A 16,857-nucleotide genomic window follows, 5' to 3' on the forward strand; every position below is an offset into this window, starting at 1 on the left:
CCGCTAGGCGACAACGGGCCCGCTTCGCGCCCGGCGGCTATGGATGGTGCAGGGGACCGCTCTGCCACAGCGGTGGTGCCGTCACTCGATACCCTGTTCGCAGCGGTCGTTCGGCAGGCATGGGTGTTCATCGGCATCGCCGACACACATCTCAGACTCGTCTTCCTGAACGCGGCCGGACGCAGGATGGTCGGACTTCAACCTGACGACGACGTCTCGGCCATTCCCATTCCCGACTTCTTTCACCCAACAGACCAAGCCGTCATCCGCGATGTCGCATTGCCGACGCTGTTGCGCGATGGCCGCTGGGAGGGTGAGTTGCGCTTCCGCAATTTCGGCGGCGGTGCCGGGACGACGGTCCGGTGGCGCGCCTTCATGCTCTACGATGAGGAGGGAGATCTCATCGGCGCCGCGACGATTGGTACGGACATCTCGGCTCGCGAAGGCGCGGAGGCGCGGCTGCGCGCGAGCGAGACCCGGCTCCAGGCCGCCATCGACCTCGTTGACCTCTCAACCTATTCCTGGGATCCGCACACCGGCACGCTGGATTGGGGCGCGTGCCTGAAGGCGCTGTGGGGCCTTCCCCCTGACGCGCCCGTCGACGAACGGGTCTGGCTCTCCGCGATTCACCCCGACGACCGCCCGCGCGTCGAGGCGGCGGTCGCGCGCTGCACAGACCCGACGGGCGACGGCGTCTACCACATCAAGTACCGCGTTATCGGCATCCACGACGGCATCGAGCGCTGGGTCTCGACGCACGGTCTCACCAGCTTCGAGGATGGTCGGCCCATATCGTTCGTCGGCGTCGTGGTGGAGATTACCGGGCAGATGCGCGCCGAGGCGGCCCTGCGCGAGAGCGAGCATCGTCTCGCCGCGACGCTGGCCCAGTTGCCGATCGGGGCCGGCCTCGTCAACCCGGACGGCAGCATCGCGCTGGCGAACCGGGCGCTCGGACGCTACGCGCTCGAACGGATCCCCTCCGTGGAGACGGGGGCGAGCGAGCGCTGGCGGGCCTACGCACCGGATGGGCGGCGGCTGAACCCCGCGGAGTACCCGGGGGGCCGAAGTCTGCGGGGCGAAACCGTCGTCCCGGGCATCGACTTCATCTTCACCGAGCTGAATGGCACCGAGTGCTGGACGCGCGTGAGCGCCGCTCCGTTCCACACGGTCGACGATGCGATCAGCGGCGCCATCGTGGTCGTGCAGGATGTCGATCGAGAGAAGCGTGCCGAGACCGCCCTGCGCGCCAGCGAGGAGCGCTTCCGTCGCTTCGCCGAGCATTCGGCGAACGTGCTCTGGGTCGCGGACCTGGACAGCGGGCGACTCGATTATCTGAGCCCGGCCTTCATGCAGGTCTGGGGCATGCCCGCCGAAGATATGCCGGACATCACGCATTGGCTCGCCAGCGTCCATCCGGAGGACCGCGACGGCGCAGCGCGGGCGCTGGAACGGGTCAGCGGTGGCGAAACCCTGGTTCTCGAGTACCGTATCGTGCGCGCCGCGGACCGGGCCGTGCGCTGCATCCGGGATACCTTCTTCCCGATCCCCGCGATCGACGGGCGCATCCGGTCTGCGGGCGGGATCGCCCAGGATGTCACCAGCGACGCCGGCCAGCAGGCCTACGTGATCGCGGCTGGAGACAAGGCCCGGCGCCGCCTCGTCGGCGCCCTGCGGGCCGCGGATTGCGAGGTGCAGGCTTTTGCAAGCGGCCAAGCGTTCCTCAAGGTGATGGGCTCGCTGATGCCGGGCTGCGTCGTGCTCGATCTCGCCGACGCTGACGACCTGGTGGTTGCCCGAGAGCTGAAATCCGCGCGCGCGCACCTGCCCGTGGTTGCGGTCGGCGCGAGCGGGGGCGACGTCGGCTTCGGGGTACACGTCATGAAGGCTGGTGCTTTCGACTTTCTCGAAGAGCCCTGGCTACCGGAGACGCTGGTATTCGCCGTGAGGACGGCGTTGGCCGAGATCCACGACGCGGAGAAGCGGACGCGCGTATGCGACGAGGGCCGGGATCGGATCGCAGCCCTTACGGCACGGGAGCGCGACGTGCTGGAGGGCTTGCTCGCGGGCGGTACCAACAAGACCATCGCCCGGACCCTCGGCCTGAGCCCGCGCACGGTGGAGATCCATCGCGCCCGGGTCATGGAAGCGCTGGGCGCCCGCACCCTGCCCGAGGCGGTCCTCGTCGCCACTGCTGCCGGCGTGCGTCCCGCGGTTCCGCCCGGCGCCTAGGCCGCTGCCGACTCCCGCGCGGAAACCGGACCTCTATGCGCCGCAAGGGATAACCAGCCTGCGCTAAAGGTACCTAGCTTCGAACTCCGCGAGTTGTGACAGCCGCCGCGGCGCGAGGATCCGCAGGCGGTGTTTCTGCAGCGCGATCAGCCCGTCGCGCCGGAGAGTTTGCAGCAGGCGGTTCACGTGCACGCTCGACAGCCCGAGCGCGTCCGCGAGATCCGCCTGCGTCAGCGGCAGGTGGTACTGGCCGTCCGTGGCTTGGCCGATCGATCCCAGACGATCCAGTAGTTCGCACAGGAGATGCGCCGTGCGTTCAAGGCCCGAGCGAATGCCGATACGGACCATCCATTCGCGGGCCGTCGCCTCTTCGGCGAGCCTCGCACGCTGCAAGGCGTGCGCGATACGGGGATGTCGGCCAAGCAGGTCGAGGTAGACCGCGCGCGGGACCTTGGCGACCCGGCAGGGGGTGAGGGCCTCGATCGCGTGGTCGAGCGGGTAGCCATGGACGGCACCGCGGTCGCAGAGATCACCCGGGACTAGATAGGCAAGGATTTGGCGCCGGCCGGACAGGCGGCGCTTGTAGCGACCGGCGAGCCCGGCGAAGACGATGAGCGCATGGTCGGCCACGCCATCCTGCTCCACGAGAACGGCGTACCGCTCGACCGAGCGGACATAGCCGATCAGGCCTTCAAGTGCTGCGCGATCCTGCTCCGTCAGTGAGGCAAGGCCATCGAGTTTTCGGGCCAGGGCGCAGACGGCGCTGCTCTTCGTCCGCGCTGAAGCCGAATCTCGCGGCACGCGTGCGGCCCTGGCGACGCAAGCGTCCCCCACGATGATCGGGACAAGTATCTCCATCGGCTTCCCTCCTGGATGGCTGCCCATTCTCCCGTCGCCGCGGGGTGAGCACATCCGGCCGATCCCTTAGGGTGCCTCCGATCCGCTCCCTCGACATCCCTGTTCCGTGAAGTCGTCCCAGGGGCAAGCCACGCAATGTGCCGAGTCCGTCGCGCACGAAAGATCGGATCGGCCGGCCCAACCCGCTTCCTCCTGCGTGACCGCCGCGTCTTCCTTCCGGCCATTCGTTCCAGCGCGACAGCAAGCGCCTGGATCCAGCTGATTCGCGTCAGGGCCTAACGGCTCGGAACGTGATTGCTGAACAGGGCGAGGCGACGGCGGACCTCCGGAGGTTTCTCATGCTTCAGCCCCACAGCGCAGCACGCCCGAGCGGCACGTCCGGGTTTCGGCGCATGTTCGCCCCGGGCCACCTGACGGTCGGCGTCTTCTTCCCCATCGAAGCATTCCAGCGCGACCAGCCGACCATGCACGATCAGGAGCGTCTGGCGGTTCGGGCGGAAGAACTCGGCTATGCAGCGCTCTGGAGCCGCGACGTCCCCTTGCGGGATCCGAATTTCGGAGACGTGGGGCAGGTCTATGACCCATGGGTCTGGCTGGGTTGGATCGCCGCGCAGACACGCGAGATTGCCTTGGCGACCGGGTCGATCGTCCTCCCCTTGCGCCACCCGATCCATACTGCCAAGGCCGCCGCGTCCATAGACCGGCTGTCCGGCGGCCGTTTCGTCATGGGGGTGGCCTCGGGTGACCGGCCGATCGAATTTCCGGCCTTTGGCGTGCCCCTGGACGAGCGCGACGTCTTGTTTCGCGAGAACTTCGTCGTCATCCGGACGATCCTCGAAGAGGCGTTCCCCACTCTGCGCTCGCGCTTCGGAGAGATGCTCGGCACCGTCGACCTCGTGCCGAAGCCGATCGGACGGCTGCCCATCCTGGTCACCGGATCGAGCCGGCAGAGTCCGGAATGGATCGCCGAACACGCGGACGGGTGGATCACCTACCCACGCTCGCTCGAGCGCCAAGCCGAGCTTGCGGCCCGGTGGCGGGCCACCACGGCAGGTGTGGCGCCGGGCACGTTCAAGCCCTTCGCTCAATCCCTCTACGTCGATCTTCACGCCGATCCGGATCACCCGCCGCAACCCATTCATCTCGGGTTCCGCGGCGGTCGCAAGTTCCTGCTCGACTTTCTGGTCGCGCTCCGCTCAATCGGCGTCCACCACGTCATCCTGAACCTCAAGTACGGCGCCCGCAGCGCCGGCGAAGTCCTCGAAGAGATCGGCCTCGACGTGTTGCCGCAGCTGAAGGCCTAGAGCCGTTCCCGACCGCGCTGCAATCAGGAACGGCTCTACGTCCTTGTTTCTAAGCGCTCGTCGCCGAAGCGGATGCCGGTTCGGCGGCGAGCGCGCTGGCTCGGCCGGCGCATCAGCCCGCTGCTCATGCGCTGGAGGGCGCCCGGATTGAGGAGGATCACGTAGCGCCCGTGCGTGGTGATCAGCCCGTCGCGGCGCAGCGTGGTGAATGTCCGGCTCACGGTCTCGCTCGAGAGGCCGAGGTAATCCCCGATGTCGGTCCGCGACATCGGCAGCTCGATCGATCGAGCAGCCGAAACCCTGCCCATGTAGTCGATGAGAAAATACGCGAGCTTCTGAGCGGCGCTGGCGCGACCGAGCACGGAGAGATCCTCGGCGCGCGCGGCCATCCGCAGGAGCCACGACCAGAGCGCGTTCGCGATCTGCGAGTCCGACGCCGCGAGCGTGTCCAGCCGGGAGCGGGAGCAGCGTACGGCCCACGTGTCGCTGACCGCCTCGGCAGACGAAGCATGCAGGTGAGCGCGCTCCATCCCGAAGAACTCCCCGGAGAGATGGAACCCGCGCACGACGCGATGGCCGTCGCGGCTGACGTTGATCGTGCGGACCATCCCGGCAATCACACAATAAACGAAATCTCCGCTATCGCCTTCGGCGTAGAGGGTCGCGCCTGGAGCGTGATGGTCGACTCGCCCCAGCGGCGTGATGTGCGCGAGCGTGAGGTCGCCGGCGGCCCGGTTCAGGACGGGCGCCCCAGTGTCGTGCGGGACGGAGGCGGGCACGCCGTGACCATACTGCAGCATGATGCTCCCCCTTGTGAGCCTCGTAGATCGGGCATTGTCGCATTTGATACAATGCGGATGGCTCCTAGGGACTATCCCGGACCCGTCCGGCCCCGATGAGGGCCGCGCTCTTCGGCCTGCGGCCCGTTCCGGGCCCGTTGCACACGAAACGGCAGTGGACTGACGCCCGTCAGGGCGACGCGCGCCACCCCGAGCAAACTCCCCCCTCGTCTTCGCCCATCCTGGCAACACCAGTGATCACCAAGCGGAGGTCAGATGCGCAATGGCCGCTCTGCAGGCTTTCGAGGAGACTCCGAATGGGACAGGTCTTGGCGCCCGGGGTAAAGGCACCCGACTTCACGCTTCACGTCACACCCGACCAGACGCTCTCGCTGGACGACCTGCGCGGACGGCCGGTTGTTCTGGCGTTCTACCCCGCAGATTGGAGCCCCGTTTGCGGAGATCAGATGGCTCTCTACAATCAGGTATTGCCGGAATTCAGGAAGTACGACGCCGCAGTCGTCGGAATTTCCGTCGATAGTGCCTGGTGCCATCAGGCCTTCGCCGAGACACGCCACCTTCATTTTCCGCTGCTCGCGGACTTCGAGCCGAAGGGCGCCGTCGCCTCGCAATACGGCGCCTACCGCAACAGCGAAGGTGTCTGCGAGCGGGCCCTCTTCGTCGTGGACCGGGACGGGATCATCTTCTGGAGCTACCGCTCCCCGATCGCCGTCAACCCCGGTGCGGACGGCATCCTCGATGCGCTGGATCGGCTCGAGAACCAGGAGACAAGCCATGGCCGAGCTTAGAGTACCGGTTTCGGCAGCTGACCATATCCGGGGTGGTACCGACGGGCGGGTCGTGCTCGTCGAATACGGCGACTACGAATGTCCTTACTGCCGCCTCGCGCATGTTCAGGTCCTGCGGCTCGGCAAGCACTTCGGCGACGACCTCACCTACGTCTTCCGCCATTTCCCGCTGACCGAGATTCACCCTCAAGCGGGGCCGGCTGCGGAGGCTGCCGAGTTCGCGGGGGCGCATGGCCAGTTCTGGGCCATGCACGACGCGATCTATGCGCATCAGGATCAGTTGAGCCTGCTGTTCCTCATGGAGGCGGCCCGGGCGCTCGGTCTGTCGGAGCGCAGTCTGGAGGCGGCCCTTGCCGTGAACACCTATGCGCCGAAGGTGGCGCAGGATTTTCAGGGCGGCATTCGGAGTGGCGTCAACGGGATCCCGACCTTCTTCATCAACGGCCAACGGCATGATGGTCCGTTCGACTACCAGCATCTGGCGGATGCCATTCAGTCTGTGCGTTTCAGGCATTAGCTCGCACTCTCGGCGGTAGAATATCCCGCCCAAAAATCTTCCCCCGGGTGATAGGCTCTACGCGATCGTCGCTCCCGCACACTGCTGATCAGCGCAAGACCTGTGCGCTGTCTTGTCAACATAAGCCCCCGACGCCGGTGTCTGCCGGCGCCACGACCGGTTATACGCCAAGCACTATCAAAGATCAGTACCCAAAAAATTCAATATATCTCAGCAAAACTGATCGGCGTCAGGTCATCGAGCCAAGCAGGATCTAGCATCCGCTCACCGCCGCACGCAGCCCTCGGCAGTAGAAACCGATTCGGTTTCGATCGGTCTGCAATGCGCAGGCACGAAGGAGTATTCCCCATGGCAAAAGCGATCGGCATCGATCTCGGCACGACAAACTCCTGTTGTCCGTCGTCAGATGATTTGGGACATTCAGCGGTGTTCAGGAGCGGAGGCTCTGGTTCATCTGGGGTAAGAGGTTAGGCAGCCTGCGCGTGGTGGCGCAAGCGGCGATCCATCAGGGTCTGGCGCTTGATGCGTTCCCGCTCGGCCAGGATCCCTTCGCCGCGTCCGAAGTAGACGTCGGCGGGCGTGAGGTTGCTCAGGCTCTCATGGGCTCGGGCATGGTTGTAGTGTTCGACGAAGTCGGCAACCTGCGTCTCCAACTCGCCGGGCAAGTACGCGTGTTCGAGCAGGATGCGGTTCTTGAGTGTCTGATGCCAACGCTCGATCTTGCCCTGCGTTTGCGGATGGCATGGCGCACCGCGGATGTGGGTCATGCCCCGAATGCCGAGCCAGTCAGCCAGGTCGCTGGCGACGTAGCTTGGACCGTTGTCGGAGAGCAGGCGTGGCCGCGGCATCACCCGCGCCTGATCGAGCCCAGCCGCACCCAGCGCCAGGTCGAGCGTGGCGGTGACGTCGCTGGCCTGCATCGTCGTGCACAGCTTCCAGGCGACGATGTAGCGTGAGAAGTCGTCCAGGACCGTCGACAGGTAGTACCAGCCCCAGCCAACGACCTTCAAGTAGGTGAAGTCCGTCTGCCAAAGCTGGTTGGGCGCGGTGGTTTTATCGCGGAACTCGTCGGCGGCCTTGATGACGATATAGGCCGGGCTGGTGATCAGGTTCTGAGACTTGAGCAACCGGTAGACGGTCGCTTCCGAGACGAAGTAGCGCCGCTCGTCGGTGAAGCGCACCGCCAGCTCACGCGGACTGAGTTCAGGCTGCTCCAGAGCCAAGGCAACGATCTGCTCGCGGATCTCTGCAGGTAGACGGTTCCAGACCCGGCTCGGCTGCGAAGGATGGTCATTCAACGCCTCGGGGCCGCCGCGCTGGTAGGCGTCGTACCAGCGGTAGAACGTCGAGCGCGTGATGCCGAGCTTGTCCAGGGTGGCACGCACCGGCAGGTGGGATTGCTCGACCAGCCGGATGATCTCCAGCTTCTCGGGGGCCGGGTACCTCATGCCTCGTCGCCCCCAGCCCCGCTCATGCTTTTTTTAAGCAAACGGTTCTCCAGGACGAGATCAGCTACGACCTCCTTCAGCGCCCCCGCTTCGCGACGGAGATCCCGCACCTCATCCGTGGTGGCCGCACGAGACGTGTCACCGGACAGGCGCTTCTTGCCAGCCTCCAGGAACTCCTTGGACCAGCCGTAGTACATCGAGGCGGCAATCCCCTCACGTCGGCACAACTCCGCGATGCTGTCCTCGCCACGCAAGCCTTCCAGCACCACACGGATCTTCTCCTCGGACGAGAACTGCCGACGTGTGGCCCGACGGATGTCCTTGATCACCGCTTCTGCCGGCTTCTTGGCCGGTCCGGATGTCTGCTTCATCTTCGCTCCTCAGGGGCTACGATGAACCAGCCATCCTCCGTTCGTGAAGACCCTCATTCTGTCCCACAGGTGCTGACGTCGGACATATAGTGGAACATCGTGTGGTGGTTGGCCCAGACCACGCCCACCTGCAGGAAGCTGAGGACGTAGGCTGCGTAGAGCGGCCATTGCCGCATTAGCGCAGCATCGAGGGACTGACCACCCAGTGCATCCTCCCGCGGGACACGCAGATCAAGCACCAGCAAGGTGATGATGATCGCGAAGACACCATCGCTGAACGCCTCTATGCGAGCCGGCGACGGCTCCTCCTCGGGCCGCGGGATGGCCCGAGCGATCGCCTCTACGGCATCCGTCACGGCATGCTCCTCACCAAAGTTCGAGCTGAGATACGACAGCGCCAGCGGAGAGCGGGATCGCACCCGGTTCAGGCATCGCTCGGCACGGTACGCGTCGGACGATCGGCGTACCGTGCCCTCAGAGCATCGTTCTGGAATAGCCTCTGTGCGATCGAATCGCGATTCAGCTTGTCCCCATCTGCTTTCTTCGTCTTCGGGAGTGCCGGCGTTGCCGGTCGATGACGAGTCGAGCGTCGCGCCATGACCCGTCACGTCACGTAGCGAAACTCCGGCAGTTTCCTCAGTTCGTCCTTGCTGGCACCAGGCAGCACGATCTTTCCTTTCTCATCATCGAGTTTCAGCTGATCGAAGGGCGTTGCAATCAGGTGACCGCCTAGCCCCAGGAATCCGCCCACCTGTATGACAACGAATAAGATTTTATCTTTCCCAATGATCATGTCGTCGATGCTGCCGATCTTCTCATCCTTGTCATTGACGACGGCGCTACCGTGCAGTTTCGTCGTGCGCCAGCCCTTTGCGACTTCTCTTACGTCTACGGTCAGGAGGCGGACGACCTGGGAAAAAGCCGGTACGGCGCCCCCGACGCTCGCGACACTTCCCGCAAACACGGCCCCCACCACCAGCAACACGATGATTGGAAGGCGTGCCTGATCGGCTCGACCCGAACGGGGACGCCGAGAAGCACGGGACCCGGTGTCGTTGGCCGGGGTTCCCTGCCAAGCTGTCTCAGGTCGGACGCGGCGATAACGGGGCATGAGAGCACTCCTCAGCAAGGACGCTGAAACACGGCGTTCGATCGAAACAGCGACTGTTGCCGCGGACAGCCACTTCGTCCGAAGGTCTGCTCCCGAAATGGACGGTGCACATTGATCCGCGTCAGACCCACGAACGATTGGTGGTTGCTTCGGCCGAGGGTTGGCTCGGGCAAACCTCGGGCACTGGCGTTCTCCGAGGCATACGCGGTTAGACATGCGGCGACGTCCGACCGACGACAGACTCTCACAGAGAATATGCGACTTCAACGCTAAGGAATGACCTTCCTATCGCGCAGGGACGCGAAGAAAATGCGGAACATCTCTTCGGTGTCGATACAATCGACAAAGCCTGCCTTGCGCGCCTTGATTGTGCTCGACACATTATCGAAGCCACTGTTGAATATAAAATCCGCAAAATCCCAGGAAATCAATTTCTCATAGGGCGTTCTAAGCAAATCGTACCGGGCAACAATCTCGCTCCAGAGCTCTGTCTTGTCGGCCATATAAGAAGTGAGTGGCATCGGAACCGGATCGGCGACCTCCATATCAAACATTTTGGCAATGCGCGGCCACATGTGCTGCCAGCGAAACTGATCTCCATTCGTGATATTGAAGATGTTGTCGCGGGCAGCTTCCGTGGCCCCTGCCCACACCGTCGCCTTTGCCAGGACGTCCGCTGAACTCACCTGATAGAGGGCGCCATGGGCTGCCGGCGAACCGGGGAAGCGCAGGGGAATGTTGAGCGCCTTGGAGATGACCGCGTAGACGGCAATTGCCATGCCCAGGTTCATCGGGTTGCCGGTTGCATAACCGATGATGGCTTCCGGGCGCAGGGCCGTCCAATGCCACGCCTTCCCGGCTTGCTGACGTCGAAGGAAGTCTTCCTGGTCGTAGTAGAAATTCGGCGACATGAGACGCGGATCGTCCTCGCGGGCCGGCGTCTTGAAAGGTCCAAGGTCGGAGCCGTACGCCTTGCCGCCTTGGTAGAAAGTTACATGCCTCAGCGTCGGAGACACTGTCTCGACCACCTCGACGAGATTCTTCAAAATCGCCACGTTTGTCTTTGAGCGCTCGGCAGCACTCGCCTTCTCGATGTAGGCAGCGAATACGATATGCGTGATGTCGCCGCGACCGTTTAGCTTGCGCTCGACATCGTGGCGGTCGAGCAGATCGACCGTGATGCCTTTCACACCTTCGGGAAGGTACGCGTCACGGCGGGATAGACCGTACACGGTCGCATCTGAGGTGTTGGCCCAGGCTATGGCTGCCGCGTTGCCGGACACGCCGTGCACGCCGGCGACGAGAACAACATTTTTGGTGCTCACGCGAGGATTTCCCTCTCTGATCGTTTCGGCGCGATGTTCATAGACGGGCACCAGCTGTTAACGGACACTGCACGTGTAGTCCTGGTATCCCGCGAGGTCTTTCCGCAGCGCCACCTCCTCGACGAGGGTTCGGGCGAACAGCAACGGTACCGGTACGCCGAGCCAGCCGGATCCTCAGAAAGAGCCGAGGAGGAGCGACGTCCCGATCAGAGGCAGGAGGGCGAAGCTTGACGTCCTCCGGTCGCTTTAGTCCGGCCTAAGTGCTGGTTTTCCGATTTTGTAAGATCCTCACGTTGTCGTGGAGCTGTCACGTTCGAGGTCCCTTACTTCGGGCAGGCTGCCCCAGTCTTGATCCAGGCTTGCGTCAGTTCGCCGAGGATCTCCTGGGTCCCGGGAGCAGCCTCCCGACCCTTGCCGGGATGCCAGCCCCAGCCGACCAAACCGTCGGTTGCGAGATGCTTACTGATGTCCGCCAGCGAGCGGTTGCCGTTTCGGGCCGGGTCCTTGAGCTGCACGCAGATCTCGTGGACCGACAGGCCGATCCAGCCCATATTGGCTGGCGCCAACTGCCATGGGTCGTGTCCCGGTATGTCCCTGTCGTGGCCTACGACCGCCAAGTTCTCGGAACCGTGGCAGGAATTGCAGTGCAGGCCGGACGGGCCGAAGCTGGCCTCGCCACCGCGAACCATTGGGGGACGGTGAAGTCGTTGATCGTCTCCCTGCCTCGGGATGTTATCGGCGGGATGGCAGTTCATGCAGCGCGGATGCGTGATGACCTTCGCCATCTCCCCGAAAAGGGCGACGGACCGTTCGATCTTGTCCTGTATCGCGTCGAAGGACTCTGAGCGGCGCAGATCGGCCTCCGCCGCGAGGGCCACGGTGGTGGACAGCGCCGCGGCCGCCGTCAGGATCGCGACGCGCACGGTCAGGCTCCCATCGCGGCGCGGACCGCCGCTGGGCGGATGGGAAGGTCGCGCACGCGGGCCCCGATGGCAGCGAAGATCGCGTTCCCGATAGCCGGCGCAATCGAGATGACGCCGGGCTCGCCCAGGCCGACCGGCATGTGATCGTTGCGCAGAAACTCGATGTCCAGCTCCGGCACGTCGGTCATGCGCAATGGCGTGTAGGTGTCTAGATTGAGGTCCCGGGGCAGGCCCTTCTCGTATTCCGTGCTCTCGAACAGGGCGAGCGATAGGCCCCAGAGCATGCTCCCCTCGACCTGGGCCAGCGCACCGTCCGGATGCGCCAGCGTGCCGGCATCCACGACGGACGTCAGCTTCTCGACTGTGACGGCACCGCTGTGTGTGTCGACGGAGACCTGCGCCACCGTGGCGATCCAGGTCGGCATGTCGCGTTCCTGCCCGGTGCCGAGCGCCAGGCCCATCCCCTTGCCGGGTGGCAGCGCTTCCCGGGCGGACCACCCGGCCTTCTCCAGGACGCGCTCCATGACGGCTCGGAGGCGATTGGCTCCACCGACGGCGTGCGGAGCCGCGCCGCCGTTGCGGCCCTTCGCGCCGAGCAGCGCGCGCCGGTACTCGGCGGGATCGCGACCGAGCTTGTGCGCGAGTTCGTCGATATGCGTCTCGACCGCCCACGTGGTGTAGCCGGGCGCCACCGACCGCAGGTATCCAGGGAGCATTGTGGCATGGACGACGTCGTTGCAGATCGCCTGAATCCGCTGGCTCGCCGTGTCGTACCAATGGTCCGCGCCGTTGATGGCGAACACATCGACCGTCCCGTGCCCGTCCGCGCTCGGCGCCAGGAACTCCGGAAAGATCGAGCGGGTCGGCCATCCCGATGCGCACCTGTGGTCGTAGGCCAGAAGCGCTCCCCGCCCGTCGGTCACAGAGCGGAGTCTCTGCACGGTAGGCGAGCGCGGCTGGTCGAACTTCGTGTCATCCGACCGCGCGAAGATGAGCTTGACCGGTCGACCCATCTTCTTCGCCGCGAGCGCTGCCGGGACAATGTATTCGCAGTACAGGCGCCGGCCGAAGCCGCCGCCGAGGTAGGAAGTCTCGAACACGAGATCGGCCTGATCGATCCCGAGCGCCTCGGCGACGAGCGGCAGCGTGACCGACTGCCACTGGTTGCCAGCGTGCACGTGCCATGTGCTCCCATCCTGCCAGGCCAGGGCGTTGAGCGCTTCGAGATGCATGTGCAGCACGGTGTGCGTGCGGTAGACGCCCTCGTGCAGCGCGGCGGCTTCGGCGATCCGCATCAGGGGATCGCCCTCCTGGAAGAAGATGCCTCCCGTACTCGGATTCTCGACGAGGCGCGCGCCTTCAGCGAGCATCTGGTCTTCGCTCGCCGCGCCACCATCGGACCGGTAGCTGACCGCAATGAGATCGGCCGCCTTGGCCGCGACGGGCCAGCTCTCTGCGACCGCGACGAGCCAGCCCTGGCATGTTCCTGTCGGATCGTCGATCACGACGGTGTTCAGGTAGCCGGGGAGCTTGCGGGCGGCCCCGTCGTCCCAACTCACGATGCTGTTCCCGTAGCGGGTCGGCGGCAGGACCGGCCGCGCGAACACCATGCCGTCGACCTTGCGGTCGATGCCGTAAACGGCGGTGCCGTTCACCTTCGACGGCACGTCGCGCGCGGCGGCGTCCCGGTTGAGGAACCGGCGTTCCGACGCCGGCTTCAGGGCGATCGCCTTGAGGTCCTCTTCCGTGAACTGGCGGGTGACGCTGCCGGAGGAGACGATGTCGGCGTAGCTGATGGCACGCGCACCGTGCCGCACCTCGCTGGCGCGAGCGACGCAATCCTTCAGGGGCGCCCCGAGCATTCTCGCGCCGGCCTCAAGCAGCGCGATGCGGCCGGCGGCCCCGGCGCGGCTCAGCTCTTCGAAGCTCTTGTGCACGGACCAGGAGCCGCCCGTGATCATCACGCCCCAGCGCGGGTCCGTGTCGACGTGCACGACCTCGACGTGGTCCCAGTTCGCCTCAAGCTCCTCGGCGACGATGCGTGCCAGCGCGGTGCCGATGTGCTGGCCCATCTCCGCCCGGGTGACGTGAACCAGGATGCGCCCGTCCCCGCTGATCTCGTACCAGAGTGTCGGGCTGTAGCCCCTGGACGAGACGTCGCCGAACAAGGGACCAGCTTGCGCGCCCGCAGGGAGGAAACCCGTCGCGACGGCCGCGCTTCCCAAAGACGCGAGGAACCACCGCCGGGTGACGTCGACCGCGCTCATTTCCGCCCCCCGTTCTGGGCCAGGGCGGCCAGCTTGATCGCCTTCTGAATCCGCACGTACGCCATGCAGCGGCAAAGGTTTGCGGCCATCCCATTCCTGATGTCGTCGTCGGACGGATCGGGAGTCTCGCCGAGGAGGGCCGCGGCCTGCATAAGCTGGCCTGACTGGCAATAGCCGCATTGCGGGGCCTGGACCTCGATCCAGGCGGCCTGGAGGGGGTGGAGCTCGCGACCGTCACCTGCCGTCGCGGCCAGGCCCTCGACTGTCGTGACGGCTGAGCCGGCGACGCTCGCCACCGGGGTGACGCAGGAACGTCGCGCCTGGCCATCGACGTGCACGGTGCAGGCCCCGCACTGCGCCACGCCGCATCCGAACTTGGTGCCCGTCAGGTTCAGCCAGTCCCGCAGGATCCAGAGAAGGGGCGTCTCGCCGGGCGCGTCGACTTGGACGTCGACGTAGTTGACCGAGAACGAAATCACCTTGGATCTCCAACAGTGGGTCGATGGCCTGCTGGACACATGCGGCGAGATATCCCGAATCGTTCGAGCGTCCCTCGGACGAACACCACGCTGCTATTTTGGCCCTTGCTGCCGATACGTCCTCGGGACATGCGTGGATGCTCCGCAGGGCTTCGCAGGATTCGGCCCGGCCCCGCTGCATGCGAGCCGCGGGATGGCGACGGATTACCTGATAAAGCTCGTCGCAGCCCTGACGCCGGTCAGTTTGACGTCTTATTTAGCTGTGCGCCGGACACCGAGAATTTCTCGCGGCTCCATGGAGGCCCGGATTTCGCGACCTTGTCTGATACAGGCCCCGAATGAGCGCGCCGGTTGCTGATTCGGAAGCGACATACGGCACCGGAACTGATGCATGTCAGGGCCGCGATGACCCGTCTCGTAGTCATATGCGGAAGGGCTGTTCCGCCTTCTTCATCAACGGACATCGGCATGATAGTCTGTTCGATGACCAGCATCTCGCGCACGCCATCCAGTCCGTGTGCTCCAGGCCGAAGCTTGCGTTGTAGGTGGTAGATGGCGGAGCCGAATACGCGAGAACACCATGCGTGCTGTCACCTATACTGAAGGCTCATCGATCGACGCGCCGGGTGCGCTCGTGGACACGACCTTCCCCGATTCCTGCCCCCACCGACCGCGACTTGCTGGTGCGGGTGCAGGCCGTCTCGGTAAACCCGATCGACACCAAGGTTCGGCAGGGCGCCTACAAGCAGGGATGCGAGCCCAAGATCCTCGGCTGGGATGCCGCCGGGACCGTGATCTCCGTCGGCCCCGAAGCGCGCTTGTTCAAGCCGGGCGATACGGTGTTCTATGCCGGCGCCCTCGACAGGCCGGGCAGCAACGCGGAGCTGCAATGCGTCGACGAGCGCCTCGTCGGTCCCAAGCCCGAGAGCCTGAATTTCGCCGCCGCCGCGGCACTCCCGCTAACAGCGGTGACTGCCTGGGAGATGCTGTTCGACCGGCTCGACGTGGCGAGGCCCGTGCCCGGCGCCGCGCCCGGGATCCTGATCGTCGGCGGCGCAGGTGGCGTCGGCTCGATCGCCATCCAACTCGCGCGGCAACTCACCGATCTCACCGTGATCGCCACCGCGTCGCGCCCCGAGACTGCGCAATGGTGCCGGGATCTCGGGGCTCACCATGTCGTCGATCATGGAAAGCCGCTGGCCGACGAGGTGGCCGCGCTGGGACTCGGCGCACCGAGCTTCGTGTTCTCGACGACGGGCACGGGTGCTCATCTCCCGGAGATCATCGAACTCCTCGCTCCGCAGGGACGCCTCGGACCGATCGACGACCCCGCGACTTTGGACGTGATGCCGCTCAAGCCCAAGAGCCTGTCATTGCACTGGGAACTGATGTTCACGCGCTCACTGTTCCAGACTGCCGATATGGAACGCCAGCACGCGATTCTTACCGAGGTGTCTCAGTTGATCGACGCGGGGCGGCTCCGCACGACATTTGCCGAGTCGTTCGGCCCGATCGCAGCCGCGAACCTCACTCGCGCTCACGCGCTGATCGAGAGCGGACGGGCGAAGGGCAAGCTGGTTCTCGAAGGGATCGGCAACTGAAGTGCAGACAGGCGAGCCAGATGTGCTCTCCTGCTGTGTGGTGGCGCGACTGATGCAGCATGAAGGGATGCGCTATGCGGCAGGTTCTCCATGGCGGCACCGCGACGACTAAGGCCGTGTTGAAGGTCGAGCGGAGAATGACCGCCATGACGTAAGTTCGCGAACGATGGCGTCGAGCGTCATCAGGCGCTTTCGCATTACGGCTACGAGGGGACCTTCTTCGGCAGGCCTCGCTGGGCCAGCCCCTCATGGAAGGGTCGGAAGGGGGAGCCGCGTCGGATCGCGGTCAGAGCGGCCATGTTGAGCACGCCCCGCGCCGACCTTGTCCGCCCGCGCTGGTTGGTCGGCCTCGCATCAGGCCGGTCCAAAGCCAGCCGGTCCGGTTAGCGCTACTCGGGCTCTACGCGTTGGTGCAGCGTCGGACATAGAGCGCGGGTACGGAAACTGGCCGAGCTTACGTCCGTTTTGGTGGACAGCTCGCTTGGAAGCGGCTCTTCCGCTATCGGCCAGCTTCAGTCGCCACACTGGGCCCGCGTGAGTGTCTCAGATGGGTGGAATTCCGCCGGTCCGCTTTCGGGCGGCAACGTAGAAAAGCGGACGTCGCTGCCGCACCCGCTTTCAATCCTTCACGGACCGAAAATCAATTCCAGCCCGAGGCCTGCATTCCAATACGAGTCGTCGTTGTGATCAGCACCAGCCATGTCGGTGGGCGCTACGCTTAGCGGTCATGTGGTCTGCAAGTCGACCGAGCGGTGGCGCGCAGTGCTCCGAGAGCCCCGCAATCAATCTCTATCGACGAATGGAACGATCGCGACGTTCTGTTGGATCGATAAGGC

At 65.0% G+C, this 16,857-nt stretch carries 13 protein-coding genes and 2 pseudogenes; 5 read left to right on the forward strand and 10 right to left on the reverse strand.

All coding sequences use genetic code 11. The annotated features are described in order from the left end of the window. The first annotated feature begins 72 nt into the window (after positions 1-72). Positions 73-2,229 carry a PAS domain S-box protein gene (locus ACFZ8E_RS01230; protein WP_405041753.1) on the forward strand — a complete coding sequence of 719 codons (2,157 nt, stop codon included), beginning with the start codon at positions 73-75 and terminating at the stop codon, positions 2,227-2,229. Between the two features lie 63 nt (positions 2,230-2,292). On the opposite strand, the gene ACFZ8E_RS01235 is transcribed toward ACFZ8E_RS01230, so the two are convergent. Next, positions 2,293-3,087, reverse strand: coding sequence for a Crp/Fnr family transcriptional regulator (locus ACFZ8E_RS01235; RefSeq protein ID WP_405041754.1), 795 nt, complete (start codon positions 3,085-3,087; stop codon positions 2,293-2,295). Between the two features lie 338 nt (positions 3,088-3,425). Here ACFZ8E_RS01235 and ACFZ8E_RS01240 point away from each other — a divergent pair, with 338 nt between their 5' ends. Beyond that, a complete protein-coding gene (locus ACFZ8E_RS01240; protein ID WP_405041755.1) occupies positions 3,426-4,391 on the forward strand; it encodes an LLM class oxidoreductase in 966 nt (321 codons plus the stop codon). 35 nt (positions 4,392-4,426) lie between these two features. Here the strand turns inward: ACFZ8E_RS01240 and ACFZ8E_RS01245 are convergent, their stop codons facing one another. Further along, entirely contained in the window at positions 4,427-5,191 is a 765-nt protein-coding gene (locus tag ACFZ8E_RS01245; RefSeq protein WP_405041756.1) for a helix-turn-helix domain-containing protein, read from the reverse strand. Positions 5,192-5,487: 296 nt separating this feature from the next. On the opposite strand from ACFZ8E_RS01245, the gene ACFZ8E_RS01250 reads away from it, so the two are divergent. Both ACFZ8E_RS01250 and ACFZ8E_RS01255 read left to right on the forward strand, forming a co-directional pair. Next, positions 5,488-5,979, forward strand: coding sequence for a redoxin domain-containing protein (locus tag ACFZ8E_RS01250; RefSeq protein ID WP_405041757.1), 492 nt, complete (start codon positions 5,488-5,490; stop codon positions 5,977-5,979). Further along, the gene (locus ACFZ8E_RS01255; RefSeq protein WP_405041758.1) at positions 5,966-6,496 is read left to right on the forward strand and encodes a DsbA family protein; all 531 of its coding nucleotides are present in this window, start codon (positions 5,966-5,968) and stop codon (positions 6,494-6,496) included. The genes ACFZ8E_RS01250 and ACFZ8E_RS01255 overlap by 14 nt, the downstream gene beginning before the upstream one ends. A gap of 467 nt (positions 6,497-6,963) precedes the next feature. Here ACFZ8E_RS01255 and ACFZ8E_RS01260 read toward each other — a convergent pair. From ACFZ8E_RS01260 to ACFZ8E_RS01290, 7 genes are all read right to left on the reverse strand, one after another. Further along, positions 6,964-8,315 (reverse strand): IS3-like element ISMex16 family transposase gene (locus ACFZ8E_RS01260; protein ID WP_405041759.1). Its coding sequence is split into 2 segments (ribosomal slippage): positions 6,964-7,979 and positions 7,979-8,315, totalling 1,353 coding nucleotides; the frame shifts between segments, so codons are not numbered across the junction. A 53-nt stretch (positions 8,316-8,368) separates the two neighbouring features. Beyond that, the gene (locus ACFZ8E_RS01265; protein WP_405041760.1) at positions 8,369-8,923 is read right to left on the reverse strand and encodes a TMEM175 family protein; all 555 of its coding nucleotides are present in this window, start codon (positions 8,921-8,923) and stop codon (positions 8,369-8,371) included. Further along, positions 8,920-9,426: a PRC-barrel domain-containing protein gene (locus tag ACFZ8E_RS01270; protein ID WP_405041761.1), complete on the reverse strand. Its 507-nt coding sequence runs from the start codon at positions 9,424-9,426 to the stop codon at positions 8,920-8,922. Before ACFZ8E_RS01270 ends, ACFZ8E_RS01265 begins: the two co-directional genes overlap by 4 nt. 269 nt (positions 9,427-9,695) lie before the next feature. Continuing rightward, positions 9,696-10,751, reverse strand: coding sequence for an SDR family oxidoreductase (locus ACFZ8E_RS01275; protein WP_405041762.1), 1,056 nt, complete (start codon positions 10,749-10,751; stop codon positions 9,696-9,698). 323 nt (positions 10,752-11,074) lie between these two features. Continuing rightward, positions 11,075-11,674 (reverse strand): Isoquinoline 1-oxidoreductase subunit, encoded by a 600-nt coding sequence (locus ACFZ8E_RS01280; protein WP_405041763.1) that lies wholly within the window; start codon positions 11,672-11,674, stop codon positions 11,075-11,077. A 2-nt stretch (positions 11,675-11,676) separates the two neighbouring features. Beyond that, on the reverse strand, positions 11,677-13,941 hold the full coding sequence (locus ACFZ8E_RS01285; protein WP_405041764.1) for a molybdopterin cofactor-binding domain-containing protein: 2,265 nt from the start codon (positions 13,939-13,941) through the stop codon (positions 11,677-11,679). Further along, entirely contained in the window at positions 13,938-14,420 is a 483-nt protein-coding gene (locus ACFZ8E_RS01290; protein ID WP_405041765.1) for a (2Fe-2S)-binding protein, read from the reverse strand. The genes ACFZ8E_RS01285 and ACFZ8E_RS01290 overlap by 4 nt, the downstream gene beginning before the upstream one ends. 580 nt (positions 14,421-15,000) lie before the next feature. Between ACFZ8E_RS01290 and ACFZ8E_RS01295 the strand changes: the two are divergent. Further along, positions 15,001-16,021: pseudogene (locus tag ACFZ8E_RS01295) on the forward strand (zinc-binding alcohol dehydrogenase family protein). Positions 16,022-16,129: 108 nt separating this feature from the next. Here ACFZ8E_RS01295 and ACFZ8E_RS01300 read toward each other — a convergent pair. After that, positions 16,130-16,385: pseudogene (locus tag ACFZ8E_RS01300) on the reverse strand (IS110 family transposase); the annotation flags it as partial. Positions 16,386-16,857 lie beyond the last annotated feature (472 nt).

Origin of the sequence: Methylobacterium sp. HMF5984, from assembly GCF_045033435.1 — a bacterium.
Taxonomy (GTDB): Bacteria; Pseudomonadota; Alphaproteobacteria; order Rhizobiales; family Beijerinckiaceae; genus Methylobacterium.